Raw genomic sequence first — 21,723 nt, forward strand, 5'->3', positions numbered from 1 at the left:
GATGATTCTTTCCGCACAGGCTTACTGAAGGTTTACACCGCGGAATTTCCAGAAAATCAGCTCACGGTCTTCCGGCTCGTATGGGTGAAAGAACATCAACTTGGAAGGTACAAAACCCGGTGCATCAACCCACACTGTGACCATGACCCGGTCGGGCAGGGTGACCATAGCTTCAAAATAGCCATTCTCATCCGTCGGTCCGATGCGCTGGATCGCATTCGAGGTGCCCATTTGCAGGTTGAGATACAGGCCGGAGACATCATCACCAAACTGATCCCACACCGTGCCCCATATGCGGTTCTGGTCGTGGGTGCTGGGTGGGGTGATCTCGTCCCAGTAGGAATAAAAATCGTATTCCCAGCGGTTAACCCCTTCCTCAGCCTGCCATTCATAATAAAGCGGTTCAAAATCATCCTGCGGTGCTTGGGCTCGCAACCGGAGGACGTCCCCGGGTTGGATGCCCTCCACATCCATCAGATACAGCCCATCAATTCGACTGAGAACGGTTGGCTGATCAACCCCATTAATGGACAGGATCACTTCAGCCATGCCCACACCTACTGGACCGGAGGCCTCAAACAACCGCCACACCGTGCCAATAATCAACGTCTGTTGAGATGTTGGCGGTTGGGGCGTATCCGTTGGCGTTGGCGTGAGCGTTGCGGTAAAGGTCGGATTTGGGGTGATTGTTGCTGTGGATGTCAGGGTCGCAGTTGGTGTATCCGTGGGCTCCTGTTCTTCCAAAGGCTCAGGTGTCACGGTATCCGTAGGCATTTCAAACGGCGGTTCCGGCGTGTTCGTCGGTTCAGGTGGCGGCGTGGGTGTTTGTTCAACCAGCTGCCCGCCAATGACAGAAAAGACAGAGCGGTGATGGCGGAGCCCAGCCTCGACGATGAATGTATCCTCTTCTGGCGAAAAATTCGTCCCTGGCAACTCCACCCATAGGGTAACCTGCTGTCCGTCAGCCAGCATGACTTTGCTCGAATAGGTTCCCAGCCAATTGGTTGTACCCAATAGAAAAGCAGGCTGCCCGCTGATGTGGGCATAAATGGAAACGTTCGTAATCGGCAAGGGCAGCAGTCCCCATTGCCGGTGGACAAATCCATGTAGGCGGATCAAGCGGCTGGTTTCATCCAGTTCATCCGCCTCACCCGGAGTGTATGCAATGGAGAGGGTATACGGCTGCAAAGATGCTTTATTATCGGCCGTGAATAATTTGAGGTAATATTCCATGCCAGCCGTTAATGCAGAGGTCAGGAAGGCGTCCTCACCTTCTGGTGAGCATTCACCGGAAAGAAGATGCCCGCCGGTACGGTCGAGCAAGTTCATGCAGACGCTGATGTCCGACCCTGGATTCGCAACCTGGAAGGTCACCGGGTTCCCACCCTCTGTCAGGGGCGCCACAAACTTGAAGTAATCTGCCTGGTACATGCTCCAATGGGTTTTTTCCCAAAAATAACCCTGGATCGGCCCTTCGTCAATCTCCCAATAGGTGGCTTCTGCTTTCTTATCATTGGGTTCACCAAGGTCTGGAATAAAGTCCGTCAATGCGAGTCGATAAAAAGACCCGTCCGATGCCCATTGGAGCGCGTGAACTTTCAGCCAATACTGCTCCCCTGCCGACCCATCCATGGTCAGCGACACCCCCTGTCCTTTGGTAAGGGCTTGCACACTGTGAAGTAAACCTGTGCGACCTACCAGGGATAACCCCACCTTTAAATTAGGAGAAACATCTGTTATAGAAAATGTATAGATCCCGGGTGTCGGGATATCAATCTGGATATAATCCTTGTCGGAGGATTTTAACAAGGCGCCTGTGAAGGGTTCCTGCATGTCCCAGGGATTGGCGTTCTGTTTATCATCATTGGGTTCAACCTCGCTCAAACCGGTCCCGTTCCCGTCCCCAATATATGTTGCGCTCAAGCGATAGGGTTGTAAAGAAGTCGTTAAATCTCTTCCGTATAATTTGATGTAATATTCCTGACCGGGCACCAAAAGATAAACCAGAGAGGCGTCGGCGCCTTTTTCAAAACAGGGTGGCGTAAAAACGGTGCTTCCCCTTTGATCTCTCAGTGACATGCAGATGCTGATGTCCGGGCTTGGATTGGACACCTGGAAGGTCACTGCGCTGCCCTCTGTGGTAACCGGAGCTGTAAAGCGATAATAATCCGCCCGTTGATCATTGAATTCGGCTATTTCCCAGAAGTACCCCTCACCTGACTGATATCCCAATCGGTGGCATCGGCTATTTGATCGTTGGGTTCAAAGGGGTCCGGGACAACATCCAGCAGTTCAAGGGTGTAATAAGTACCATCCTCACCTGTGTTGTAAAGAGTTGCCCGTACCTTGAAATAAAATTGTTCACCTGCTGAGGCATCGAAGGTCAGGCTGACCCCTTCGCCCACATTCTGAGATGTTGCCTCTTCAACAAAACCTCCGTGTCGGGAAACCAAACCAAGAAAGACCTTTGTTTCAGGAGAAACCTCTGTGATCCCAAAGGTGTAGATCCCGGGCTCGCTAAAGGTCACCCCAATATAATCCTCATCCCCTCGGGTTAATTGACCCGAAAAGGGTTCGATCATATCCCATTCATTGGCTGTTTGCTTGGTGTCATTGGGTTCGACTTCCGTAAAAGTGCGGATTTTTGCCTGCTGGGTTTGGGTATATTCTGCCTGTTTGGTTTGTCGGATGCTCGCCGTCGCAGTTACGCTGGCTTTGGTCCTGTATTCCACTTCCAGGCTAAAACTTTTCGAGAAAGTGGGCAACATCCAACTATCATTGCTTGGTGAAGGAACAAATATATAATACGGCTCTGGATAGGTGTTTATTAAATAACATTCACTGGCACTATAACTTTGAGAAAAAATTTCGCATGTGTATGTCCTAGAATAGCGAGGAAATTCCGGCACTGGAATACTTCCAGGATTGACGTAGGTATCCAAACATCCACCTGATGAGCAACTTTGACGTAAAATGACATTATTAACATCTTCGGGCACATTCAAACGAAACATCATCCCGGGTGCATCATCCGGGATGGTATAGTTATACACACCTTCCCCGGGGATGTCGATGATAGGCAACGTGCTGATATCAATCTGCGGTTTGTCTGGCTCGTCATCGTCCCCAGAAGAGCCATGCCAGCCTCCAAGGTCTAAGTCGGTATAACTATAGCTGATGCGATTATTACTGAAATTCTTATCATGGAAAACATCGGCGACCGATTCAACCGTGTATATGCCGGGTAAACGTTTTTCGGGTGGACCCGATAGGGCAAAAACGTAAGTATCTGCTTCGGTTCGCTCGCCGCCGAACCATCCACATGTAATATTATCGCACTCAGTATTTTTGACTGTTACTGCACCAGAGGATGCATCCCAAAATTCAACGGATTAAGTGTGCTTTTTTGTTGTTTTATTGTGTGCTTTGGTCCATGCAACCCCCGCGTAGGGTCCCTGGTTGATGGTGATTGTATCCCCATCCCTTAGCAAAACCACATAACCATCATTGCTGAAGGACCCGGTTACCCCTTTTTTACCAATGGCCTGATCTGTCAGATCATACAATACACCATCTAGGAATTCCACAGTTGTGGGAATATAGCTAGGAGCATCGAGATCCCACAGGATTTCACAACAAGAAGGGCATTCATCACTGATCGTGCACTTATGAGCCCCGAATTCCTGGCTGGTAATCCAGTTAGGAAAACTCATGCTAGGCATAAATTGATGACCAACCGCCAGGGGAGTTCCCCCACCCAATTGGAGTGTGGTCGTCAGATAAAAACGACCACTGTACCCATTTGAGTAATCTAAATAATCACCGCTACTCAATCGATTATCGAGTCCGACTTCGAGGTAACCCGGTGATGTTGTCGTTGCTGTAAGCTTGACATTTGCGCCATAAGCGCTGTTGGATGGGTTAGCATTTCGACAGGTGTTGGCACAGCCCAAGGTTTCGGCTAACAACAACTGGTAACAGGACATCGTTGCACCTCCCGGTGCACCTGATACGGCAATTACAGTTTCCAGAATATCTTTAATACCAACACCTTTGCAACCGCTGGTCTCCCAAAACCGCGTCATGAACTGATAATAAGTACTGGATGCTGGTCCATAACCCATTTTTGAATGTATGAAATTCTGATCCATCATGCAGTGGTACACACAAGCGGAATGATCGAGTTGTGGTTCATATGTCGACTGTGCAGGGACATCCGAAGTTTTCGTTATGACTAAAAGGAAAAAAACGAAAAGTAGCCCGATTAACTTACTCACAAAGAATTTTTTAGTCATGAATATCTCCTCTCATAACCGGTATATTCTTATTCTTTGTCTTTGGCGAATTGATGAGTGCTGAAGTGGATTATATCCATTATAAATGTGAAAATTTTTTAAATCAACACTTCATTGGAATTACTGAAAAAACTTGAACTTTGCCGGCGCGCATATTTAATGAAGTGGTGAAAAAAGGTCGGCGAAATCGTCGGCTTGTGATTTTTAGCTGTCATCATTATTCTGGCATGTCATTTGGTTGTTAATGAACAATGGGTTTTTATGGCTCGAATAAATAGAAAAGATGTTGAAAAATCGACTTAACGAGGTTTGATCCAAAAGGACCCGGTGTGACTGGATTGATTTACAACAATGTTTTTGCACCCTTTACAACGAATGAGAGATTCACTTCAAACCGGTGGTTTTAGATACACCAATTCCGTTGCAAGCAGGTGCGGCTTTCCAATATAAGGTTCCTTACCACCTTTTTTATCAGCTTGATCATCCAAAGAACATGCCTAATCGAAATCAACTTCACTTATTCCCGTCCGCCATTTTTTAAGATGATGAAGACCTGTATTTTGCTTTCAAATAATGGTGTAAAAACTACGACTAGAATCGTGTTGACAGGCTTTAATAGGGAATGTGGTTGTAAATTATGGACCAGACTCCGCGCACCGAAAACCTATTCCCGACAATGTCAAACCAGGTTGGATCGAAATTCGATAAGAGCTGAAGATGACGACATCATAAGTAGCCCAATCGCCGCCTCGAACGACTTTAGTGGTTCCACTTGCCGGCCCCTGAGGATTTTCAGATGGTGAATTCTTATAATACTGTTGCTCATACCAATCAGCAACCCATTCGCTGACATTTCCAGCTAAATCCAATGCGCCATAAGGGCTTGCACCGGCTGGATAACTGCCCACTTTGTTCGTTCCACCCAGAGGATTGACCTGGCCGTAGGACCCCTTAAAATTTAATAATTCCCGGTTCGGTCGTTCATCCCCCCAAGGATACAGCCAACCCTCTGAACCCCGCGCTGCTTTTTCCCATTCAGCTTCAGTGGGCAACCGTCTGCCTGCCCACTGGCAGTAATCGTTTGCCTGATACCAGTTAACGAACTCGACAGGGTGATCCTTGTATTCGATTTCATCATAATGGTTATACAGTCCGAATTCTTGCTCATCACCCGGTGGAGAACACGCTCCACTTTTCACACATTCCAGATATTGCCCATTGCTAACCTCAGTCTGATCAATCCAGAATGCATCCAAAAACACCACATGTTCAGGGACATTATCCCCGTAGCCCATCGCATCTGATCCCATAATGAAATCTCCCTCGGGCACATACACCAAGACCATTTGATCTACAGGCGATATCTTCGAATCATGAACGGATATGACCACGGGTGTGTCATTTCCAGTTTGGGCTGGCAAATCGGAGCCACCAAATGGAGAAAAAACACGACAAGCCAGAAGGGAAGTCCAGACAAGAAAAGCCCAAAAAATCTTCTTATGTTTCATTTTTCCTTCTCATTTCATTTGGGTTGTTTCGGTTTTAAAATCGATAGTTTCTGTCCAGTCGAACGATTACTGGATGAATCCGTCCTAATTGAGCATCGAATCATTTCTTTTGGGCATTCACAGCTTCATTCGCCCTATGTAAAACCTCTGCATAATTCTCGGGAGTACAACGAATTAACATAATCGCTCGCCCCTTGCGACGCAGGACAATTTCAAGTTTATTTGCGTCAGTTTGGATACGATCAACTTTGCTCCAGGCGATCTTCTCTTTCTGTCGTGAAGCTGCAAGCAACCCGGTACCGGCTGGTCCGGGTTTACCGGAAAAAATTAACAGGAAGTTGATGATGGCATTTTTTTTCTTGGTTTTGCCTACCGTTTCGGAGGTGATACCCGTTTCATCCAGTGTAAATTTGTATTCGTACCGGTTGCCATAAAACACAAGCATCACAAGCGCCGCCAATACAGAAAGGGAGCCGAAGATAATCAACGTGTACAGCACATAGTTAAGAAAACGTTGTAAAGTTAGGTCACCACTAAACGCATCAACAGTCAGAATGAAGATCAGCACACAAAGATTGGAAGCGACTAACGCAAACAATAACTGCTTGATGACGACCGAGCTTGTTATTAGGGGTAAGTTGGCATTCCACGAGATGGGATTCTTTTTATTCTTTTGATTGAGACTGTCTCCATTTGAATATTCACTTTGTAGGTTTTCGGCTCTTTCTACAAGCGCGCCACAATTCTCGCAGAAAACCGACCCTTCTTCCAGATCTGCTCCACATTTTGGACATTGTGCTTTAATCGTTTCCACTTTTGCCTCCTCAGCGTATTCAAGAAAAACTCAATCACATCACATGAAGTTGTGTGGATCCATTGACGGGTAACGACAAAAACGGCATCTTTTTTCACTCATGGGATAAACTTTGCCACACACCATACACAATTGTGTTTTTCCATCCCGGTGAATTTTTTCTGGAAAATCATATCCCTTTACCTTGATCACTTGATCGCCCACTGAAAAATACTTAACCAAGCTCGAACCCGCAATCAAGCTTTCCTTCTTGCCCTTGTTGGTTAAAAACACAAACTGCACTCCCTTTTCTCTCGGAATCACCTGGACAAGTTGACCCTGCCAGGTGCTGCCCCCTTTGCGAAGCGTGAAAACAGCCAGCAAGCTGGTAACCACAATGAAGCCACCTAACGATAACCAAACGTCCCGAGACAATTCGCCCACATCTTTCCAAATAATCAATAAAACAATGGGGATGAGAATCAAGCCAAAGATGACAGCCCAAGCAATACGTTGCCGCATAAATCGGGTTGATCGAGACTGTGCCTCTTGACGAGCAGATGGAGAGGGCAAAGCCTGGTGATCATTTTGTTCACCAAGTGATTGACCGCAGAAATCACAGAATTTACTCCCGGATAGGATCTGCTTTCCGCAGTAATCACAGTACTGGGCATCTGTTTCAGGCATTTTTTACTCCTTGCGACTTACTGTTAACCTTGAATTAATCTTCTGACTTGCTGTCCTCTCAATTTTTCTCATCGTTCATCGTCTCTTCAGTAACATCTCATCAAATCAGGCAACACTACATTATGGATTTGGTAGATTTTAATTAGAAAGGCCCGTGATTTGCAGTGTGAGCAGATACCAAACGCCTTCCTCTTCAACCAGCGGTTGTTGCGGATTAGCGTTGATTACCTGCCATACAAATGCTAATGCTTTCCCATCAACGTATCGACCTTTGGCGATTCCTGTTTCTGACTCTAACTCTGCCAGAGAAAAACCAAAGCTTTCAGCAGGCCAGGAGTCAATCTGACTTGCCTGATCAATGCCCCACTGATCAAATTGTCGGTAAGCCCTTAAAAAAGCTCGATCAGGTCGATAATCCTGATCTTCAACACCCGCGCCGGATCGAATTGTTGAAAAGAGCTCATCAAACCCTTGAGGGGGCGGCGCATTGCTTACCACAACACTTTTTGAATAGTCGCGAAGAAAAACGGTGATACTCTTTGCTGGCGGTCCATCTTCAATGAATGAACCACTATACTGGTCTTTCCAGGAGAAAAAACCGCTGTCAGCAAATTGTTGCAGTAATGCCTGTATCTGCTCTGAAGATAAGAAGCCTTGTTTCATGAAGCGAGAGGTGATACCGTCTTTATAAACATACTTCACCCAAAGGATTCGCCCATCGCCAAATAAAATACCTTCTGGAATATAGTTTTCCATGCTCTCATCCTGGTATGTGGGCTTTATCCCTGGAAATTGGATGGGGTCTGAGACGACAATCAGCTGCGCCTCAGGGGATGGGTCCCACTCGAGCTTTGGTGCGGCTCTCTTGAATTGACAGGCGGAAACCATGAGCCCCACGGACAATAGCAGGATTACTGCACTCAATGTCTTATGTTTTTTCATCAGGCAGACTCTCCTTCAGGTTAGAACCCAATCTTGTTCTTGTTTCAATTGACTCTAAAACCACAGTTTTTACAAAATGCCGCCCCTGTGCGGATGGGCTGACCACATTGTTTACAAACATTTACCGGTGATGGCACATCGTCAACTTTTAATCCACAAGTCTTGCAAAATTTTGCGGTAGGGCTTAATTGCGTGCCGCAATTGCTGCACACTCTCGCACTTGATGGTCGGCTTGGAGTTGAAGTTTTTGGTTGAATTGGCGCAGCTGGCGGCGAGGCTGAAGACGTCGCGGGTTTTGGCCGTGGTTTCGCAACGCTCGGTTGCGCAACGACCGTCTTATCTGCGGCTTGTGGTTGGGGTGAAACCTGCCGCTCGATTTTAACAGGCCGATGATCGCCTGTTAATTCGGGGTCTTCGGCTAATCCTGCTGCCAGCATGTGATCTAGAAATTCAGAAACACGTTCTTTGAGTAGCCATCCGTTGATTATCTGTGGTGCGATTAACAACCCTTCTGGGTGCGTCGGGACGAACTGCCAAAGAACCGATGCCTGCAAGAAGGTCAAGGCTTGCTTGGCGCCTTGCGCACCAACTGGGATTTTCTCCAGAGCCAAAGTCAGGTCCCACCAGGCTAAACAACGTAAAATCACTAACAGGTCTTCGGCAACAAAATATTCTGCATCGGCATCACCCGGCAATTGGCGATCATCTTCCAAGCCGATATAAAGATCGTTAATAAAAGCCAAAAGCCAGAATTCAAGATCCTCCAAATTGACTTCTGGCAAAGAGTTGCCAGTCAGGTTAATATAGGCGGCGAGTAGGGATTCGTGAATCGCTGCATTCCTTCCTTTAATTAACCGCTCGTGCCACGACTTTAATGTAAAAATCAAGGGGCGGTTCGGAATCCAATTTGGGTCGGGGTATGGATAGACCTCATTAAAATGATCAGCCAGGGCGAGCAAAGCCGCAAGTCCGGAGGGCGCAAGCGGGGAGAGATAATCTTGAGAAAAACCCAAATTGGAGATATGCTCCATTGGTTCGCATAATTGGTCGGTCAGGGTTTGCAGCGAAAACGGAAAAATCAATTCAACACCCGTATCCGGGCGAGTTTTGAGCAGTAAAATTTCTCCTTCAGGAGCGGCTTTGAAGGCAAAACTGCTGCTGACGGGTTTGCGGTGGTAACCCTGTTTGATTTGAATCATAGATGTCGAACTTACCAGGGCTCTCAAATATTGCTTGGCTTGCTCATCAGACAATTTACTTTGCAAATCTTCCATCAGATATGAGACAGGGCGTTGCTCTGGCCAGCGGTTGAACACAGGCAGACTAATCAGAGGGGAACGCTTTTCGATCGCAATGCCGTAATGCTCGATCAAGAATGCCAGTTCACCCGGCTGCAACCAAATGTGTTTGATGGATGCTTGTTCCATATCCTCAAGTCCTCCACAGGAAGCTCTAAAACCGATGCTTATTTCTTGGTAGCAAGTTTTACACTCTCCAAATTGCTGGAAAGATACTTCGTAAAGTCATTGATATCATTGCCCAATTTCAGTTCTTTGATCAACGCATTTGTCCGTGCGATTGAAGCCGGATGGAATTTCTCTTCTTTAACCTTGTTGATGGCATCCATGACTTTCTCGACTTTAGGGGGGATTTCTCCCACATCGTAACCCTGTTTTTCGTACCCTGCACGCACCTTTCTAAGCTGTTCCGCCCCTTTTGCGGCTTGAGCATAAGCATCAGCGAATGCTCCCTTTTTCATGCTGTCTTGAACCTTTGTTTCGTACATCAAACCCAATCCATTGGCGCTTTTCAAGGTAGCTTTGCCTCCATGAACCTTGGTAATATTCGAGCCCACCTGAGCTTTTCTGAAAGTTAATTTCTTGTCTTTGTCATGAGCGAATTCTTTTCGCCACGCATCAGGATCTTCTACGATCCTTCCCTTTTCATCAACCCACACAATCCCCTGATCGGAAAAATCCGGGGAGGCTTCCGGGTTGGTTCCTGCTGCCGCTAATTGACCATGTCCCTCAGTATAATGCCTGGCTTCTTCCATGGTGAATTTTCTGTTTTCAGCGGTTTCAGCAAAGATCTGATACGATTTGTCCTGGTAAAGGGCTTCTTCAATTTCAATAAAATCTTCCTTCCCTGTAACCGGATCGGCGTAGATGTAACCCAGACGATAATCACGGTCTGTCCCTAAGTCCAAACCATCCGCTCCAGGTGTGCGAAAATCGCCAACAACGATGCGTTTACCTTTATATTGCGGTAGATTATCCTGCGCCCATTTGACCAATTTTTCATCATGTTCTTGGTACAGTTGTTCACGCGTATTTGCAAAAGCTTCCTGGATTTCTCGCGGAGCATTTTTTAACGTCCGTGTAGCGTCCAGGTCTTGCATCACCTCTAATACGGCTTTCTTGTCTGCAACGAGTTTTCCATTAACTCTCTTGGTTGCCTTTTTAATCTTTTCGACTGCCCATTTATATTTCGGGTTCTCCAAATCCTCAATGTTTATCGCCCCCTCTTGTTCTTCCTCTTTATCCTCATCCTCATCCTCATCTGTGGATTCTTCCTGATCTGTCCAACCGCTTTCTTGATAAGCCTCCATAATATCGTCATAAGCTTCTCCAGCCTTTAATTTGGCAAGCGACTCATCTTTAGAACCGAAAATCTCCTCATCCAATACCTGAACAAAATCTTGATCGCCTTTTTTCACCACCAGCTCGCCAATGTAATTCGCAATGACATCGTCCGCGGCTTCCCAGGCGGTCATTTTTGCAGCTTCATAGAGTGATTTTCCTTCCAGGTACCGTTCCATGAAGTTGATTAAGGGTTTAATAATCTTGAATGCCACCCAGCCGGGGATGACGACCCGCCAATTGCTCCCCACAATAATCACCTGGCGATTTTCCAGCTCTTTTTGCAGCCAAGCAAATCCCTTCTCTTTGCCTTTGTCAAAGGCACGCTTCATGAGTGCCTTCATGTCGGTGAGTTGAGCCAGAATATGCCGAATATATCCTAGCGCCCATTCGAGAGGCGTCTTTTTTTCATAGATTCCTGCATTGATGCAGTCAATCAATAAATTTCTAACGACGGGTGCCCACTTCCGCCCTGTCGGTCCAAGTTTTAAGGAAATGACAGCATTAAAACAGTGATCGCCTGCCCATTGCGTCCATTCTAAAACAGTCTCAATTCGTGCCGCCCAATTTCCCTCTGCCAGGTAACCCTGTCCTCCTTCTCCCAAAATCAGTAATTGAGTGATATTCCAGATTTTCAGGCGCAGCTGGTATAGACCTTCAGGTCCAAGTGTTGGCGCGTATTTGTCAAAGATCTCTTGCATCTTGATTTGATAATCGCCGGGGACGAATTTGGTGATCATAAGCTGGCAGTGTTGCATTTCCAACATCCGCTCAAAAACCGGCATCACGGTTGTTTCAACGCCTAATGTGAACTCAGCGAAAAACTCTCCCGTCGTTGCCAGGTAATCGATGTACATTATTCGTCCATCGACCAAAAGTTCGTGTTCAATCCAAAAACGGTATCGCTCTGCTGCCATACCGCTGCGCTTAAATTCCATGCCTTGTTTTTCAATGCGAAGCTGACCAACTTCCAGCGCGTTTGCGATTTCTTCGTCAGTCACCAACGAACTGAACTCAATATCCAGTTCTTTGTGCGGGTTTGCTTCCAACCTGCGCTGTTCTGGATTCCATACGAGCAGGCGAAAATCGATTAAGCGTGGTTCATGTTTACCATCAGCCATCAAATGAAATGTACCGTCGCGAGATTGACCTTGAGTATCGACAAACAGCCCTTCTTGATAGATCCCAACACTCACCCGCTTCTCCAGTTCTATGTCATTCTGCCTGGCAAATACGCGAAGTTCACCTGAAGCGTACAGACCGCCAGGGTGCCTGGTCAATTCGGGTTCCCTGGTTCCCCGTTCCAAGACGATGATGGTAATGCTGGTATTTTCCTCGTCTGCCGTATCGATCTCAACGGGCAATGATTCGTTTTCTAAAACATATGAAAAATCCCAGGCATCGTCACCAGGAGGGTTGATCCACAACTTGATCTCTGATTTCTCCCCTGCACCTAACAGGAAGTTGACACTGTCAGGCTGGTATTCAAGCGCGGCTTCACCGACCAGGCTGATGCTGATCGTAGCCGTCAGATCCTTACCCTCAAACTTACCGTTAACGATGATCTGAACATCAGCGGGTGGTGGTTGACTGTCGGCTTGACCCTGCGGTTTGGAAGCCTGGATATAGATCGTTTGCCACTCCCCTTCTTTGGTTTTTTCGCTTGTTTCAAGCCAACTCGCTCCTGCCCCGCTGATTGAAAATTCCAGCGACTCTTGGGCTGCTTCCAGTTTTTTCTCATCGATTTCACCTTCCGCCACCAGGCAGGCATAAACGTTGAGCCCATCTTTGCCGTCCGCGCGCAGCGAGCGACGGTTTTCGCTGGTCTCAATTTTGATCGCGATTTCGCTCTCAATCTCCACATTCACCTTTGCGCTGGAGCTCGTGCCATTTGCCCTGCCAACCACGTTTAACTGAAAACTGGGGTTGGTCACATTGCCTGCGATGCTCAGATTGGTATTTAAAGTTCCCTGTGCCTGGCGAGGCGCAATGTTCAAGAAATTGGTATTGGCTGGTTGTTCGATGGATAAATCTGCATTCGTAGCCCGTTTATAGCCGCCCTGTCTGTTCACCTCCCACACCGTGGCTTCGAGGCTGGCAGGTTGATCCTGGCTGATTCTTAAATGATCCTGGCTGATCTGCAGGATGTAGCCTATGGCTTCTTCGTCTTCACGTTCGTTCTTCTTCTTTTCGCCGGTCTTGGTTTTTTTCCTGGCGCGATCCGCCAGCGTTTTAGCGGCTATCCCCACCGCCCCGCCGCTCGCGCCCAAAGCGCCGACCACCGTCACCCAGGAAGTGTCGTCATCTTCAATTCTTGTTCCCGATACACTTTCCCCAACGGATCCAATTCGAAATGTGTTGGCAAAATTCCAAAGATCAGTAAGCAGCGCTTGGTGGATTGACAGGTAATCCCCTTGGTAATTCGTTTCTGCGAAAGCTTCTATTCTAATAATCGAGCATAAAGCGTTATTATCGCGCTCTTCAGCCACACATATAAAGCGCACCGTATTTAGACCCGATGGTTTAGAAATAATTTTGTCAATATAGATTGCAGGAAGACTGGGAGATGCCGGGTTATTCAATGGAAACTGAAATTCGGCGAAATTTGAGTAAGATATATTCTTTGAGTAATCAATATTCTCGTTTCCTATTGTTTCTAAAAAATAAGGTGCCACATGATAATTCCTAACATACTCCGCAAATTCACCATATGTGACAGCCTGAGGATCTTGCAAGTCACCGGGATGAGGACCACGAGTTGTATATACAAAAAGACTACCTTGAGAATAGATCTCTTCATTTCTTTTATTACCTTGAGGTTTCTCAAAGGTATTTCCTGTCTCAAAATATCTCCAATTAATTCCACACCATATTTCGTGTCTATACTTTGCATAAATTGTTTCTTTGTCCCATTCATATTGCCCCGGATACTGGCAACCTATTTCGAAACCATGACCTTCTAAGTAAAACCCTGAATTTGGTTCCAAGTTCATTTTTTCATTGAAAATGATAAAGGGTAAATCGGAGTCATTAGGCTTTTCCTCTTGAGCCGACACCACCTGATGTTGTCCTAATAATACCAATCCGGTGAGGATCAAAAATAGAAAAAATCGATTGCGATATTTAGCCATTTCATCTCCCTTCTATTCCACTTATTTACGAAAACATTTAATACCGGCGTTCAACGCCGCCAGCACGGACAGCCCCTGGGTGAAACCCACGGGCATCAGCCCACCCAGCATGGAAGGGTTGAGCAACGCTTTCAGCAGTGTGCCCAGCAGCGTACCGCCCTGCAGAAGCGCCAGCCCGATGTTGGCGATCAGCATGATGATGGAGGCTGCCCCGCGCCGTTTGCTGGCCACCGCCCCAGCCACCAGGTTGACAATCCCCAAGACCAGCTTGGTGATGATCGCCGCCGGTGAAAAATCACCTCCGGTCAGCAGAGGTGCAAGCGATGCCGCGAAAGTGGAAAGGAAAGAAAACATTGCCGGACCAAAGAGTGACGCGCCCAGCTGCGCTGCACCCGATTTTAGGGATTGACCTGCCGACCGAAGGGCAGCCTGGCCCGCCGATTTAAGGATATTTTGAATAGCATTGGGGGGCAGTTGTTTCCCAACCACCACCTGCCAGGGGGCGCCCGCTACAGCGGCTTGCATTGCGGCCTTTCCGGCAGACCTGGCAGCGTTCCCGATTGCAGAGGTTAATTGCGATTCGATCCTCTTGCCAGCGGGTATCGGTGGAGGAATGCTTTTTTCAGGCGATGTCGATCCTCTTTGAACTGCTGTTGCACCCGTTGCAGCCAGCGGTTTGCCGCAGGCTTTGCAGAAACGTGCACCAGGTCTTTGACGCTCACCGCAGTAACGACAATAAAAGGGTTGGTCATTCACTCGGTCACCTCCTTGGTGCCATGCCGGCATTCGCCAGAAAGAGCTTTTACTTGCAAAAATTCCTAACAGAAAAGTGAAACCGTTAAAACCTTAGCAGAGTTACAGGTAGATGTCGTCTAATCAATAAACTGTCCAATAAGGGTTCGATCCGTGCGGATGGTTGTTCTCGCCCAGGCAGGGTTGAGCGCTCAACCCATTAACCTGTGCTTTGCTTCGTCGCTCTCCAATGATCAAAGCGGTCAGATGCTGACAGCCCTCTTCAGGCTTTATTCGCGTGGCTTACCCGAATAAAAGCGAACCTTTATTTGGACTGTCGGTCACACCTGTATTTCTTAAATCTTTAACGTACGATTATTAATAATCTAGTATGCCTTGTTATTGATGTCAACAATTCAGCATAAAAATCATACCGATAACCATTAATGATTTCCCAAAAAAAACATCGCCAAAAATCTTAAAAGCGTGATTTATTGCGCACATGGGAAGAAGGTTACATGTGTAAAGATTTCTGTTTGAAAAGTGCCATCCGGAAGAAAAACCTGGAATTCAAACCAGGACTCGCTCAACAGAGGTGGGTAGTAAAAATTATTCGTTCCTTCCCACGTATCGGCGTTAAATGTATAAGAAAACTGAGTGGGTGAAATTTTTTCCAGAAAAACCCCTTCCCAATCCGTTAGCTGGCCATCTTTTTTCGTATTTAACCGCCATCTGAGGGATAAATCGGTTATATCCGGATCGGCGTCAACGGTAACCGTGAGTGTTACTGGCCTATCGAAGGAGATGCAGTAGAACACGTCACGATCCGTTCGGACAGCCTGAATGGGTTCACTGGGAACCGGAGTAGGTGTATCGATGGCGGGCAAAAAACCTTCGTCTTGAATTGAGCCGGTAGCTTCCGTTTGAAAAGGTACCGTTGAAAAAGAATCTGGGGTTGGCTCCTTTGGCTGTTTGAACCATTTTCCAAGCATGAGGATAGCGACGATCAAAGCCACACATGCAACAAGTGCGGCTGCTCCGATTGCGACATATAGACATGTTTTGGATCGATGGGTTGATTGTGGGGCTTGCTGTGGCGTTGGAGGCAGGTCAGGGGGATGCACAACAGGTGAGGGTGGCGTGTCGATCGCTTTTCCGCATACCTCGCAAAACCGCGCATCAGGAGCTAATTGCGCCCCGCATTGTTCGCAAAAGTTGTCAGCCATCCCTGCCCTCCAAAAAAATGAACGTTAATTAAATCCAAATGGGATTAATTACGCCTTAAATTATGACCGCTCTAACTTCAGCACAAATTCTCTTTTTATTTCTATAAAGTATATATCGAAATAATCATTTAAGTCAAGAAAAAGGTTGATTTAGCTTAAAGTAAACCCAAATTCTAAGTAATAATCCCCAAAATTCAGTACCAGACAAAAGTGGAATCTTCTTGAAAAATTGAAGGGGAGAATCCCAATGAAAAGTAGGAGCGTTATTTGGTTGTATAACCCATATATATGGGGAAAAGAATAATTTTCCCTTATATATGAGAGTTTCCTTGAAAATTAAGCATGTTTGGTATAAGAATTATCATCCGGTTGTAGTAAGGTCGCAGTAAATTCTGATTGACTAAATTTCTCCACGCGTGGAGTTTTGGAAAATTGAGCAGAAGAAGCCTTTCACTCAATAGTTTTCTTTTGCATCCCAAATATGAAATTCGATTATAATCATTTAATAAACAAATAAATTATTTCTCACCTTAGGAAATTAAGGAGGAAGGATGGGGCATCTAGTAGAAAAAGTTTCCGATCATCTATTTTTATTAGTGGGGAATAACCCATTACCGAATTTCATTGCCGCTCACAGATTGGCAAAGCAGGAAAGTTTTCTTCACCTCATCTATACCGATCAGACCCACCAATATGCATTAAACCTTCAGGATTTATTCACAAGTGTTTTGCATTTTGATCATTCACATATCAATCTCAAAAGGCTAGAAACCCCTACAGATCAATCTGGAATTCACACATGCTTAGATCAATATTTAAAATCCAACGTATTATCAGAGGGTTCAGTAGGGTTAAACTACACCGGCGGCATGAAACCTATGTCCGTTCATATATATGAATTTCTTAAAGATTGGTGTGTACAAAACCGCAGACCGTTTATTCATTCATATATTGACCCGATTTATTATTCAATTCGATTTTCACATGGAATGAAATATCCCATAGATATTTCTGAATGTCAGGTGTCAATGGAGAATTTATTGAGTTTGCACAACAGAATCATGACCAGTGTTAAATCAGAAGTTCTTTTCCCAATTTTTTCCAAAGAAATCGCTTTATTTGTGAGTGATCCGGTTAATATGAATAATTTACGAAATTGGTGTGATAAATATGTACGTACCGCATGCCCAAAGGAGTTAAAAAATTACCTGAAACCCTTGCTTGAAGAAGTTAAGCTGGATTCAAACAACCAAACTCTAGATTTAAATGAAATCATTGAAAGAATGAAACGATGGATTACTAAAGAAAGTATTGGCATAAAAACAGAAATCATCCCTAATCAGGATGATGACTTAACTAACCTTGTTCAAATTGAAACCATTGGTCAAATAGGACTAACGCTTCTTAAGTGTGATCAGATTCCCAATGAAGAAATCCACAGCTGGAAAATTAAAAATATTGGGGATTCATTGCGGAGGTTTTTAGACTCAAATTGGTTAGAAAATTATGTCTTCGATTGTTTACAGCAAATCTCAGAGGATTGTAAAATTCATGAAATCAAACGAAACATATATATAAAAAACGCAGACCCCAAAAAACAAAGTCGCGATTTTGAATTTGATGTAGCTGCTGTTCAAGGCTATCGATTATATGCTTTTTCTTGTTCCACAAGTATGGATCGAGGTTTGGTAAAAGTAAAATTATTTGAAGCTTTTTCACGAGCACAACAGATGGGTGGGGATGAAGCCAGGGTCGCTTTAGTAAGTGGTTATCCACAGCCGGATGATTTACTGGAAGAAATCAATGAAAGTTGGATGGCATCCAGGAATAAGATCAAAGTTTTTGGCCCCCAAGATTTCTCAAATCTTTGTAATAAATTCAAAAAATGGTTTAATAGTTAATATGGGAGAGGAGAACTTATGGAAGAACAGTATTTTCTATTTCTTTTGGAGGTTAGCGGTATCCAAAATTTTATATTTTCATCAAACAATCTTCGGGTTAATATTGGCGCATCGTCATTGATAAGGGCGATCACAGACGAGTGGGTAAATTATTTACTTATTGAAAAGAATACCAACTTTGCCAATCACAACCTCAATTCGATTGAGTTGACAGTGAAAGGTATTGAAACGGATAATTTAGATGTTGAAATTATCTATATCGGAGGGGGTAATGCGCTCATGCTTTTTAGATATGAAGCCCATATTGAAGAATTCACAAAAGCACTGACGCGCAAAGCGTTGATTGAGGCTCCAGGAATAAATGTTGCCATGGCACATTTGCCATTTGCGTTCGATATTGATAATTTCAAGGACAAATATTCAGAATTAAGGAAAACTATTAATATTAATAAGGCTGAGCAGGCACCTCCACCCTTGATCATGGGATTAGGTGTCAGTGCACGCTGTTCTTTCAGTGGGAAACCTGCGGCAATGGTGTGGAAAGATCCTGGAGGCAATCCACAGTTGATTTCTCGTGAGGTAGCTGCGAAATTAGCTCAGTTTTCCCAAGGAAAACATTACTTGAACCAACTCACAGAAGGCATACAAAAAGCAAAGAATTATGAATTCATCTCAAATTTTGATGATTTTGGCGATAAAGGCATTTCAAGTTATATCGCCATAGTGCATGCCGACGGTAACCGAATGGGTGAACGAATTAAGGCTTTGGGTGAAAGCCTTTCATTTCCAAAAGATAATCGCAAGTATATCCAGCTACTGCGAAACTTTTCAAAATCGAGTAAAGAAGCTGCCCAAAAAGCCCTCTCCCAGACCTTGACCACATTTCTCGATTGCATTCAAACTGAAAACGGTCAACAAATCATCCGTCGTAGGCAGGGTGTTAAACCAGAATATTATCAGTCACTACCTAAAGTACATATTCATGATCACAAACTCCCCTTTAGACCAATCGTATTCGGTGGTGATGATGTCACTTTTATTTGTGATGGTAGACTGGGTTTAGCGATGGCTAAGGAATACCTCGTCAATTATAATCGTCAATACCTTGAGGAAGGTCTAGGTCAGCCACAACCAGCCATCGGTCGTGCTGGTATTGCCATTACTCCCAGCCACTACCCGTTTTCACGTGGATATGAATTGGCTGAGGAATTAGCTGGTTCAGCAAAATCGATTGGTGATAATGGAATGACCCAAAGTCTTGATTGGCACTTTGGCACCAATGGTATCATTGAACCTCTTAAGACAATTCGCTCCCGCAGTTACAAGGTTGATGGGAAAGACATAATCATGCGTCCTGTCAGCTTGTCTGACGCATCCGCTTACAATTTCTCTACCTTTGAATATATCGTAAAAGAATTCCAGGTTGGCGATGACTGGGCAAAACGTCGCAATAAATTTAAAGCCTTAATTGCCAAGTTACGAAAAGGACCTGACGAGGTTTCAGCCTTCCTTGCAAATGCCCGACTTCCGGGGTTGCCATGTGCTATCCGGCTTAAATCAAAAGATGTGGAAATTAGCAACAAAGGATGGGCTGGATCTGAGTGTTATTACTTCGATGCACTTGAAGCCATAGATTTTTATATCCCCTTGGAGGATTAAATGAAGAAATTAATTCTGAAATTTGTCTTACTTTCTGACGCCTGCTTTTCGCGTGGTGACGGGACAGCTGGTGAAGTGGATATTGAAGTTGAACATGACCAATATGGACTTCCTTACTTAAATGGCAGAGCCCTTAAAGGACTGCTGCATGAGGAAGCAGCAGAGTTGGTACATGCTCTTTCATTAGCTGGGTCAACTTCACAGAATTGGAATCAAATTGCCAATCGTGTATTTGGTGAACCGGGAAGTAGCCAGGAAACACAGGGTTTGGTCCGTTTTGGAAATGCGACGCTACCGCCACATTTTCGCCAGAAGATCATTGATAACAAGCTCAACGCTCATGATGTTCTAATTGGGCTGACCTCCACACGGACGCAAACCGCAAACGATGATACGGGTGCACCCAAACCGGAAACATTGAGGATGATGCGTATTATTCCCAGAGGGACTCCTTTTCAGGCGGAATTGATCTGTGATGATGGCATAGAAGAAATGGATTTGGCTTTCCTCTCTGCATGCGTTAAAGCATTGCGGCGAGCAGGGAGTAACAAAACCCGGGGAATGGGAAAAATCTGGACAAGCTTTGATCACTTCAAAAAATTTGAGGAGGCAATCTAAAATGAATGCAATCCAACTAATCATTGAACTGAAGTCCTCTCTCTTGGTGGCGAGTACCCATTACGGTGATGAAAACAGCCGAATTTCATTGGAATACATCCCTGGTAGCACGATTAAAGGCGCGGTTATTCATCAATTTGTTAAACAGGATACCTTTACTGACCAGGACATCTATTCCAAGGATGCGACTTTTCGAAAATACTTTTTTGACGATCAGGTGATATTCTTAAATGCCTATCCCTACAATTCAACGTTTTTTGACCATCCTCGGGCAATACCTGTACCGCTCTCCTGGCAGACTGAAAAACAAAACCTTGAAGAACAGAACAACGAACGGGAAGTTTTTGACTACGCTTATGATGACGACGCTGATTTGAATCAGGCAAAAACTGAACCAAGAAAGTTCTTTTGGCAGGTCCCTGAAAGGATCAGTGATGAGCCCATACGATATCCTTTAATTTCACCAAAAATGATCTCCACCGTTCATAATATGAGTGTTCATCCTCATATCAAGAAACCGGATTCCAGCACAGTTTTCCGCTATGATGTGATTGCTCCCAAGCAGGTTTTTTGTTCCTATATCCTCTTTAAAGATGAAGCCCTTTTAAAATCAATAGAGCCGTTAGTACCAACAGGCTCAGTGTTCTTAGGAGGATCACGGAGCGCCCGTTATGGTCATACCCATATAACAAAAGTCGAAGTTAAAAATTGGGAAGAATTCGAGAGCCAGGGGGATGATTCAGATGATGATGTAGTCATTACGCTTCTGAGTGATATGATCCTTAAAGATTCTTCCGGCGAACCCTCTTTTGACTTCAGCCTGGCTTTAAAGAAACACTTGAATTTGACATCGAAGCCCAAGCCAGTACGTGCATTCATTAAAACCGGTATCGCTGGTGGGTTCAATCGTAAATGGGGCTTGCCCATCATCCAGGACCCAGTGATCCTCAAAGGCAGCTGCTTTGTTTATCACAAAAACGAATTTTCGGATCTCAATACGCTTAAATCTGATACCCAATGGGGGTTAGGAGAGCGCATATCTGATGGTTTTGGTCGCATCGGGATTAACCTGGTCGGCAATGCCAGTTTTGAAACTTATATACCGAGTATAGAGGCGTCTGAAACAGCTCCCGTCTCATCAGAAAGTGAGTACCTGATAAAACAGTTTATTGAGAAAACAATCCAGAAGCGGATTGATCAAAAACTACTCTCTTACCTTGCAGAAGTGGAAAGCACCAATCCGCCTGAAAATACGCAGCTTAATAAGATTAGGATACTGGCAAAGCAAGCAGTTCGTTCTCCACTGGATGAAAACCTGGAAATCAGTCGTTTTTTTGAAGCAAATATGAAAGAACTTGCATTCTTGCAATTTGATAGGCGCTTTTTGGTAATTCGACATGAAAAATATACTTGGCGTGCCTGGATTATAAAAATGATTAAAGATGCGGACGGATTTGCCCAATTAGGTTTTCAAAAACAGGATTATCAGGTTTTAGGAGAAAGTTACACACCGGATCAGGCAAAAAAGGCTGAAGTCGCTTACAGGATAATCGAAGCAGTCGCTGATAAGGTAATTAAGGAAAAGAGGTAAG

The 21,723-nt window shown here is 45.1% G+C and carries 15 protein-coding genes; 4 read left to right on the plus strand and 11 right to left on the minus strand.

The window, feature by feature from the left end:
• Nucleotides 1-21: 21 nt before the first annotated feature.
• The 11 genes from CFX1CAM_RS11305 to CFX1CAM_RS04455 form a co-directional block, all read right to left on the minus strand.
• Nucleotides 22-2,232: a hypothetical protein gene (locus CFX1CAM_RS11305; RefSeq protein ID WP_157891691.1), complete on the minus strand. Its 2,211-nt coding sequence runs from the start codon at nucleotides 2,230-2,232 to the stop codon at nucleotides 22-24.
• Nucleotides 2,193-3,083 (minus strand): hypothetical protein, encoded by an 891-nt coding sequence (locus CFX1CAM_RS11310; RefSeq protein ID WP_157891692.1) that lies wholly within the window; start codon nucleotides 3,081-3,083, stop codon nucleotides 2,193-2,195. The genes CFX1CAM_RS11305 and CFX1CAM_RS11310 overlap by 40 nt, the downstream gene beginning before the upstream one ends.
• 309 nt (nucleotides 3,084-3,392) lie before the next feature.
• Nucleotides 3,393-4,295 (minus strand): hypothetical protein, encoded by a 903-nt coding sequence (locus CFX1CAM_RS04410; protein ID WP_157891693.1) that lies wholly within the window; start codon nucleotides 4,293-4,295, stop codon nucleotides 3,393-3,395.
• Between the two features lie 635 nt (nucleotides 4,296-4,930).
• Nucleotides 4,931-5,803, minus strand: a complete 873-nt coding sequence (locus CFX1CAM_RS04415; RefSeq protein ID WP_087861848.1) for a formylglycine-generating enzyme family protein — start codon at nucleotides 5,801-5,803, stop codon at nucleotides 4,931-4,933.
• 100 nt (nucleotides 5,804-5,903) lie between these two features.
• Nucleotides 5,904-6,617, minus strand: coding sequence for a zinc ribbon domain-containing protein (locus CFX1CAM_RS04420; RefSeq protein WP_087861849.1), 714 nt, complete (start codon nucleotides 6,615-6,617; stop codon nucleotides 5,904-5,906).
• A 39-nt stretch (nucleotides 6,618-6,656) separates the two neighbouring features.
• On the minus strand, nucleotides 6,657-7,283 hold the full coding sequence (locus CFX1CAM_RS04425; RefSeq protein ID WP_087861850.1) for a zinc-ribbon domain-containing protein: 627 nt from the start codon (nucleotides 7,281-7,283) through the stop codon (nucleotides 6,657-6,659).
• Between the two features lie 138 nt (nucleotides 7,284-7,421).
• Nucleotides 7,422-8,225 carry a hypothetical protein gene (locus tag CFX1CAM_RS04430; protein WP_087861851.1) on the minus strand — a complete coding sequence of 268 codons (804 nt, stop codon included), beginning with the start codon at nucleotides 8,223-8,225 and terminating at the stop codon, nucleotides 7,422-7,424.
• 44 nt (nucleotides 8,226-8,269) lie between these two features.
• Complete coding sequence (locus tag CFX1CAM_RS04435) at nucleotides 8,270-9,598, minus strand: zinc ribbon domain-containing protein (RefSeq protein ID WP_157891694.1); 1,329 nt, start codon at nucleotides 9,596-9,598, stop codon at nucleotides 8,270-8,272.
• A 92-nt stretch (nucleotides 9,599-9,690) separates the two neighbouring features.
• Nucleotides 9,691-13,353 (minus strand): hypothetical protein, encoded by a 3,663-nt coding sequence (locus CFX1CAM_RS04440; RefSeq protein WP_157891695.1) that lies wholly within the window; start codon nucleotides 13,351-13,353, stop codon nucleotides 9,691-9,693.
• Nucleotides 13,354-14,016: 663 nt separating this feature from the next.
• Nucleotides 14,017-14,751, minus strand: a complete 735-nt coding sequence (locus tag CFX1CAM_RS04445; RefSeq protein WP_157891696.1) for a zinc ribbon domain-containing protein — start codon at nucleotides 14,749-14,751, stop codon at nucleotides 14,017-14,019.
• Between the two features lie 467 nt (nucleotides 14,752-15,218).
• Entirely contained in the window at nucleotides 15,219-15,953 is a 735-nt protein-coding gene (locus tag CFX1CAM_RS04455) for a zinc ribbon domain-containing protein (RefSeq protein ID WP_087861856.1), read from the minus strand.
• 551 nt (nucleotides 15,954-16,504) lie between these two features.
• Between CFX1CAM_RS04455 and CFX1CAM_RS04460 the strand changes: the two genes are divergently transcribed.
• From CFX1CAM_RS04460 to CFX1CAM_RS04475, 4 genes are read left to right on the plus strand one after another with little or no spacing between them, the layout of a single operon-like run.
• The gene (locus CFX1CAM_RS04460; protein ID WP_087861857.1) at nucleotides 16,505-17,854 is read left to right on the plus strand and encodes a Card1-like endonuclease domain-containing protein; all 1,350 of its coding nucleotides are present in this window, start codon (nucleotides 16,505-16,507) and stop codon (nucleotides 17,852-17,854) included.
• A gap of 18 nt (nucleotides 17,855-17,872) precedes the next feature.
• On the plus strand, nucleotides 17,873-19,513 hold the full coding sequence (locus tag CFX1CAM_RS04465; protein WP_087861858.1) for a Cas10/Cmr2 second palm domain-containing protein: 1,641 nt from the start codon (nucleotides 17,873-17,875) through the stop codon (nucleotides 19,511-19,513).
• Nucleotides 19,514-20,131: an RAMP superfamily CRISPR-associated protein gene (locus tag CFX1CAM_RS04470; RefSeq protein ID WP_087861859.1), complete on the plus strand. Its 618-nt coding sequence runs from the start codon at nucleotides 19,514-19,516 to the stop codon at nucleotides 20,129-20,131.
• A gap of 1 nt (nucleotide 20,132) precedes the next feature.
• The gene (locus CFX1CAM_RS04475; protein WP_087861860.1) at nucleotides 20,133-21,722 is read left to right on the plus strand and encodes a hypothetical protein; all 1,590 of its coding nucleotides are present in this window, start codon (nucleotides 20,133-20,135) and stop codon (nucleotides 21,720-21,722) included.
• Nucleotide 21,723: the final 1 nt, after the last annotated feature.

The sequence above is a fragment of the Brevefilum fermentans genome (assembly GCF_900184705.1).
Classification (GTDB): domain Bacteria; phylum Chloroflexota; class Anaerolineae; order Anaerolineales; family Anaerolineaceae; genus Brevifilum; species Brevifilum fermentans.